Genomic DNA, 925 nt, shown 5'->3' with positions numbered 1-925 from the left:
CATTGCGTTATACAGAACTCATGAGTGCTCGCGCAGCGCCTGAATCATGAATGCAGCGTCGATGGTTCGCTGCATGCCGATCCAGATCGTTTTGGCGCCGGGCTCGCCATCACTCTTGCGCCCGAGGAACCCACCCAGAGAAGCAACCAGACGAATCATCTGATTGAGCGTGACCGGTGTCTTTGGCCGGGCCTTTTTCGCGAGCAGATACGCCCCTCGTATCTCGTCAGCGTCGAAGAACAGCGACGCGTCCAGTTCAGGGCAGGTTCTGCCCAATCGCATCAGCCTGGCAATGCGCCACGCCACCACCATGTACAACACCAAGGCCCTCTCCACACGGTCCATGTGTGAGAGCTGCAGCGCTTCGACCTTGCACCCGGTCTTCAGGACGTGGAAGAACATCTCGATCTCCCACCGGGCGCGATACCAGTCGATCAGCTCGATGACGGCATGGGTATCCGGCGCTTCACGGTTGGTCAGCAAGCGCCACACGACAGGTGTTACGCCGGCCGGAGCGCTGACCTCCTGGGCCACCACGCAGGTGACCGTGGGGCCCGCCTGACCCGGCAGCTTCACACGTTGTGCGCGTAACTCCTGTTTGACCTCACGCGCCTTCTGGCCCGCGCGCCCCGGCAGAATAAAGGTGATCTCACCCAGTGCCTGACTCGCGCCGACCCTGTCCCACAGCTTGCCTGTCTCACCAAGGTTGCGGTTGTATTGGGAACGGATCAGCCAGTCAGCAGGCTGACCGAGCTCATCGGCACGCGCCATCAACGCAGCGATGTCACCCTCCCGGTCCGTCACATAGACCAAGCGGGTCTGAGGCAGCAGCGCGGCTTGTTCTGCAACGCGTTCGTAGCCTTCAATCCACCGTACGCTTTCCTTGATACCACCACGCTGCCCGTTGGCATCCCGAGGCTCCCGG

At 61.6% G+C, this 925-nt stretch carries 1 protein-coding gene; it reads right to left on the bottom strand.

Features of this window, described 5'->3' with window-relative positions; all coding sequences use genetic code 11:
• Window positions 1-18: 18 nt before the first annotated feature.
• Window positions 19-925: IS4 family transposase (locus HV670_RS30155; RefSeq protein WP_175108563.1), on the bottom strand; the 907-nt coding region annotated here is incomplete at its 5' end.

The sequence above is a fragment of the Pararobbsia alpina genome (assembly GCF_902859895.1).
GTDB classification, from domain to species: domain Bacteria; phylum Pseudomonadota; class Gammaproteobacteria; order Burkholderiales; family Burkholderiaceae; genus Pararobbsia; species Pararobbsia alpina.
The sequence above is the reverse complement of the archived record's forward strand: the minus strand, read 5'-3'. Positions and strand labels throughout refer to the sequence as shown.